Origin of the sequence: Paracoccus sulfuroxidans (assembly GCF_007830335.1) — a bacterium.
GTDB lineage: Bacteria > Pseudomonadota > Alphaproteobacteria > Rhodobacterales > Rhodobacteraceae > Paracoccus > Paracoccus sulfuroxidans.
The window spans coordinates 1-4688 of sequence record NZ_VLKU01000023.1 but is presented as its reverse complement, the minus strand read 5'-3'; the positions used below and the strand labels follow the sequence as shown (position 1 = coordinate 4688).

At 58.2% G+C, this 4688-nt stretch carries 10 protein-coding genes; 9 read left to right on the top strand and 1 reads right to left on the bottom strand.

The genetic code is table 11. The features are described from left to right. Nucleotides 1-125: 125 nt before the first annotated feature. Nucleotides 126-341 (bottom strand): carph-isopro domain-containing protein, encoded by a 216-nt coding sequence (locus tag IQ24_RS20015; RefSeq protein ID WP_145400145.1) that lies wholly within the window; start codon nucleotides 339-341, stop codon nucleotides 126-128. 86 nt (nucleotides 342-427) lie between these two features. Between IQ24_RS20015 and IQ24_RS20010 the strand changes: the two genes are divergently transcribed. From IQ24_RS20010 to IQ24_RS19965, 9 genes are all read left to right on the top strand, one after another. After that, complete coding sequence (locus tag IQ24_RS20010; RefSeq protein WP_145400144.1) at nucleotides 428-820, top strand: helix-turn-helix domain-containing protein; 393 nt, start codon at nucleotides 428-430, stop codon at nucleotides 818-820. Between the two features lie 161 nt (nucleotides 821-981). Then, complete coding sequence (locus IQ24_RS20005; RefSeq protein WP_145400143.1) at nucleotides 982-1572, top strand: hypothetical protein; 591 nt, start codon at nucleotides 982-984, stop codon at nucleotides 1570-1572. After that, the gene (locus tag IQ24_RS20000; protein WP_145400142.1) at nucleotides 1569-1790 is read left to right on the top strand and encodes a hypothetical protein; all 222 of its coding nucleotides are present in this window, start codon (nucleotides 1569-1571) and stop codon (nucleotides 1788-1790) included. The genes IQ24_RS20005 and IQ24_RS20000 overlap by 4 nt, the downstream gene beginning before the upstream one ends. Nucleotides 1791-1891: 101 nt before the next feature. Beyond that, complete coding sequence (locus IQ24_RS19995) at nucleotides 1892-2341, top strand: Panacea domain-containing protein (protein WP_145400141.1); 450 nt, start codon at nucleotides 1892-1894, stop codon at nucleotides 2339-2341. 1 nt (nucleotide 2342) lies between these two features. Next, on the top strand, nucleotides 2343-2828 hold the full coding sequence (locus IQ24_RS19990; protein ID WP_145400140.1) for a hypothetical protein: 486 nt from the start codon (nucleotides 2343-2345) through the stop codon (nucleotides 2826-2828). A 131-nt stretch (nucleotides 2829-2959) separates the two neighbouring features. Further along, complete coding sequence (locus IQ24_RS19985; protein ID WP_145400139.1) at nucleotides 2960-3205, top strand: hypothetical protein; 246 nt, start codon at nucleotides 2960-2962, stop codon at nucleotides 3203-3205. A 642-nt stretch (nucleotides 3206-3847) separates the two neighbouring features. Next, nucleotides 3848-4087 (top strand): hypothetical protein, encoded by a 240-nt coding sequence (locus IQ24_RS19975; RefSeq protein ID WP_145400137.1) that lies wholly within the window; start codon nucleotides 3848-3850, stop codon nucleotides 4085-4087. Continuing rightward, entirely contained in the window at nucleotides 4084-4329 is a 246-nt protein-coding gene (locus IQ24_RS19970; protein ID WP_145400136.1) for a hypothetical protein, read from the top strand. The genes IQ24_RS19975 and IQ24_RS19970 overlap by 4 nt, the downstream gene beginning before the upstream one ends. A gap of 165 nt (nucleotides 4330-4494) precedes the next feature. Then, on the top strand, nucleotides 4495-4688 hold a 194-nt coding region (locus IQ24_RS19965), incomplete at its 3' end, for a GapR family DNA-binding domain-containing protein (RefSeq protein ID WP_145400146.1).

The following is a 4688-nucleotide window of genomic DNA, read 5'->3' as shown; positions in this document are numbered from 1 at the left end:
CCAGGCGCGCTCCGCCTCTTCGCCCCCGCATTTTCGGAAAGACATTTCAGATGATCCCGTGCTGTTGTGTCCTCGTGTGGAAGGACGATCATCAGAACGAGAAGAGGACGCAGCAGGGCGAAGGCTCATGCTGCGTCCTCGGGAGCTCCGGACGGCCAGAAATCGTTTCGAGTGAGTTCGACACCCTTCTGGACCGCTGCCGCAAGAACCTTCGCCTTTTCTGCGTCAGGAATGCTGCCGCGATTTTTCCAGCCCTGTACTGTCGACGGCGCTTTAGAAAGCGCGGCGGCAGCGGCCCGAATTCCGCCAAATTTATCGATGATGCGATGTGCATAAGACATGAGCGCAATGTGCGCTATATGCGATCAATTGGTCAAGCGCATATTGCGCACAGACGAGAGCCGTGCTGTTGCGGTACGCAACAATCATGATTGACACACCCGTTACGACAGCATTACGCAACTTGCGAAAAAGCGCAGGGGTTGGCTTACGCGAGATGGCGCGAAGGCTTGGTGTTTCTCAAAACACCTATGGGCACTACGAAAATCCGGAACGTTTCAAGGACCCTTACTTACCGATGCACATGGCACAAAGGTTTGCCGATGCTCTGGAACCGGATGGCGTACCGAGGGATGCTATTTTGGCTCTTGCAGGCGCCGGATCGAATGAGCCGCTCACAACGGTAGGCCTTGATGCGCGCTTAGCGGGTCTTTCTGAAGATCGGCGCCACAAAGTTCTGCTCTATCTTGCTGAGCAAGAAGCTCTTCACGCTCTAGAAAAGCCACAACCAAATCTTGATAGCGACACGGAAGATCCATGACGCGCTCGCCGAAGGTTTTCCTGTCTACCACAACCTGCGCCCCCCGACTCGCCAGAACATTTAGAGAACTGTAGGCAGTCATCCGCCGATGCATCAACCCAAAGATGAGTCATAGCGGCCTTTCGGTTTCACAGCTCGACCAGAACAAGAAGGAACGCACCATGCCTGCTGTCATCCGCGCCCTGATCGGTGCTGTTTTTGGAATTATTAGCGCGGTCGTGCTGTCTCCTGCTCTGGCGGCATTTTTGCAGCAAACAGACAAGAATGCAGCCATCGCGATCTGGGCGATAGCTGCCATCATGGCTGCACTCGGCTTCTTCGCTCCTACCATCCGACGCGCGTTTGGGCGAGGCTTCCTCATGCTTGGGGTGTGCTTCCTTGCGCTGCCAATTTCAACGCTCCTTCTAACCGGCCGCGTGACGCACGAACTGATCACCAGTGCTCCCGAAAATGATCCGGCAGCTGCAGTAATCGGCGCTGGCCTTGCGGGTATGGCAGCAACGGGTATCGCCACATTCGTGGGCCTGATCGCAGGTGCGATTTTTGTGATTATCGGGCTTGTACTTGCCCTGGGTGGGCAACGCGAAGTCATAGTGATTGATCGCTACCGAGGATCAGCATCACGCGACTATTACCAGCCTGACTCGCGCAACAACACAGATCCTAGCGCGCGCCGCAGCAACGAGCCGCCCTTGCGCCGCAGCGAAGGTCCGAGCGAGCGGCGTAAAATCGTGGCGCCGGTACGTCGATGAGCGAAGCTGACCACCAATACGAGGCCGCAGCCCGCGTGATCCTCGGCCTTTTGCAGCTGCAAACGGAGCAGCCGGGGGCGATCCCTATGGCTGACCTACCGAAGATGATCCTGATGGCCGCAGATGCCCGCCAGATGAACGGCGACTTCGGCGCGGCCCGGCTGCTGAGTGACTGGGCGCACCAGTTGACCAAGCCGTTGGGTGAATGGGGTGATTGAGTGTGTCCCCCTACCCTAGACGTACAGACTATCTGGATTTGCAATGATAGGATGCCCATGTTAGGGGCGCGTAAGTGCAGCATTTTGGACAGGAGGTGGAGATGTACGACGCTCGTCAGATCGCCAACTGGTTCGTCCAGAGGGCGCAGAAGGATGGCCGAGAGCTGACAATTATGCAGCTCCTTAAGCTGGTGTACATCGCTTATGGCTGGCACTTTGAGATGCGGAAATCAAAGCTATTCCCAAACCGAATAGAGGCGTGGCAGCACGGCCCCGTTATTCCAGACGTCTACCGCAGCTTCCGCAGGCAAGGCATAATCGCAAAGAGTGTTGTCGATGCGGACAAGGCTAATTTTGGGGATCGATACGACCATTTCCTAGAGGAAATATACAAAATCTATGGGGATATGGGGGCATTTCAGCTTTCCGAGAAGACGCATGAGCCTGGGGGGCCGTGGGACTTGGCGGTAAAGCGCCACGGGCTGTTCTCCCCACTGTCCGATCAGGACATCTTGGAGCATTACACGGCAAAGAGGGCTGCGGCGAGTTAACGTGCCCGAAGCAGATCACAATCCAGAGAACCCGTTTGATGACCTCCCGAACGACGCTGAACACCCTGTCAGGGATCAGCTCGAAGAACTGCGCTCTGATCTACGGGACCTGAGGGAACGCTTAAGCTTTGAGGAGTACCTCGCCCTGCAGAATGCGGGGCGGCTCCGGCACTTAGTCTTGGCCGAGATTAGTCAGCGCATACGAATGAGGCGGCTAGCGGCAATTCTTGGCGTCTTGGTAATAGCATTCATGGGCTACATCATGATGCACATTTCACACTGGACCCAGCCTCCAGTATGGTGGCCGTTCCGGCATCCGCCCTCAACCCACCTAGCTGTGGCCATGTTCCTCGCGCCCACAGTGTCCATCACTGCCATCACCATATCCTTCCTGTTTGGAGCTTTTCGGCGGTTCAAGGATGATGATTTGCAGATCGATAAGGCAGGGCTCGCCGGAGAGGTAGTTAAGTCTCAACTCGGCGGGTAGCTTTCCAGCAACCCCCAGCCCGCCAACCGGCGGGCTTCTTCATGCCGAGGTTAAGGCTCTGCGCACCAAATTGCATTTCTCTGCAGAACCTGCGGCGCTACGATTTTGTCGATCAAGCATCGAGGCAGACCATGACAGATTCGCCGAACGACAAGCCTGCGGAGCGCATCAAAGCGCTGGAGTTTGAACTGCATCAGACCAGGACGGCTGCCGTGCACATGATGCTCGGAATGGCCGATGCTATCGCTACCTCCAAAGAGGGTCGCGCCGAACTGGCGAAGGGCTTTGAGGACGCTGCAGTCTTAGCAGATCCGGTTACCGCGCGCCTTGCAAGGCTGGTCGCGGCAGCGCTGAGATCAGGGGAAGGAACTGCGTGAAAAATTTTAACATGACCTTGGAACCATCCCTCGCATTTTCCGTTTGAGCCGTACTGGCTATGGGCGAGTCAGCGCCTCGCATCGGTTGGTCGCCACACCCGATCGATGCGAGGCCTCAGTTCCCGTTTAAAGCGTTGGGGCAGTTACTCCTTGCTGCGCCTCAACCCCTGCCAGTCCGCGCCCCGCAGCAATTAAGAGTTCCCCTGTGCTTGCTGCGGGGCGTATTCCTCCAGATCCTCAAGTGCTCTAATCGTCGCATCATAGCTGCGCCCAGACTTGGGGAATTTCTCGCGCTGATCGCGATAGAACGCGAGCCAGCGCGGCAGCTCCTCTATCGGATAAGTCGCTGACCAATATCTGCCATTAAGCGTGAACGTATCGCCGTCGCGAGTTGCCTTCATGCCCGCGTTTTGGGCGCAGGCTCGCGAGTCTGCAACCCGCGCCAACCAGCGGGCTTCTTCGTGTGGAATCGCCCAGCGCGCGCGACTGAGCGCGTCTCGCATTTCGTCATCGGATGGGTGAAACGAATCAGTAGGATCCCAAATTGATAGCTACAAGCGATCACTGTGCGCATTTCGCGCTTGACTATATGATCGCATTAAGCGCACAGATGAGCCATCCCCACCCGGATGGAGCCCGCACATGCACCCTGCCCTCACCGCCTCGGCAGCACCCGCCAACCTTCCGCGCCTGCTGATCAACATCATGCGCGGCGCGCTGCTGGCCACCTCGGTCATTGCTGCTGCAATCCTGCTGCTGGTGATCTGGCACATCCTGTCCGCAACGCTGAGCTGGTCTGAGGTCCGCGATTTCGTCGCCCCCACCGCGGCGCAAGCGCGGGACGGCGGCTGGGTCGCCCTGTCAGAGCGCGCCGCACCATGAAATCCTCGCCGATCAACCTGATGGGTCAGGATTTCACCGCGCAGCTGCCGACGCTGATGCAAGAGAACCTGACCATGCATGCCCTGCTGCGCCGGGTGTTGGCCGAGGTGCCCCAGATCGGCAACTCCAGCCTCGCCAGTGACATTCGCGCGGTGACGGCAGCGGCCAAGACCCGGCCACACATCCCGCAGGCACAAAACCCCAACGCAAAAGCGCTCAGCACGACGCGCCTGTCCCGCTGAGCCGCACTGGCCCCCGGCTTCTGCTCGGGCCGGGGGCATTTTCTTGATCCACACTGGGATCGCGAGCGTCTGCAATGCAAGGACCACAACATGGACATTCAGGTCAGTTTCGACGGCATGCCCGACCGCCTCCCGCCCTCAACCGGAAGCGGCGATGCCGCAATAATGCGTGCCGCAGATCGGAAACGTCGCAAGGCCGCGCCGGTGAAGGAGACCGCCGAAGAGAAACAGCAAGGCGACAACGCGTATGGGGTCGCTGCTGCAGAGCTGCGTCAGTTCATCGAGCAATACGAGCAGCTTGATGCGGAGAAGAAGGACATCGCCGATCAGCAGAAGGAGCTGATGGGTGAGGCCAAAGC

Bases quoted from the DNA above. Each gene is read 5' to 3' on its own strand.
- IQ24_RS20015 (WP_145400145.1), bottom strand. From the start codon at position 341: ATGTCTTATGCACATCGCATCATCGATAAATTTGGCGGAATTCGGGCC.
- IQ24_RS19975 (WP_145400137.1), top strand. From the start codon at position 3,848: ATGCACCCTGCCCTCACCGCCTCGGCAGCACCCGCCAACCTTCCGCGC.
- IQ24_RS19970 (WP_145400136.1), top strand. From the start codon at position 4,084: ATGAAATCCTCGCCGATCAACCTGATGGGTCAGGATTTCACCGCGCAG.
- IQ24_RS20010 (WP_145400144.1), top strand. From the start codon at position 428: ATGATTGACACACCCGTTACGACAGCATTACGCAACTTGCGAAAAAGC.
- IQ24_RS20000 (WP_145400142.1), top strand. From the start codon at position 1,569: ATGAGCGAAGCTGACCACCAATACGAGGCCGCAGCCCGCGTGATCCTC.
- IQ24_RS20005 (WP_145400143.1), top strand. From the start codon at position 982: ATGCCTGCTGTCATCCGCGCCCTGATCGGTGCTGTTTTTGGAATTATT.
- IQ24_RS19985 (WP_145400139.1), top strand. From the start codon at position 2,960: ATGACAGATTCGCCGAACGACAAGCCTGCGGAGCGCATCAAAGCGCTG.
- IQ24_RS19995 (WP_145400141.1), top strand. From the start codon at position 1,892: ATGTACGACGCTCGTCAGATCGCCAACTGGTTCGTCCAGAGGGCGCAG.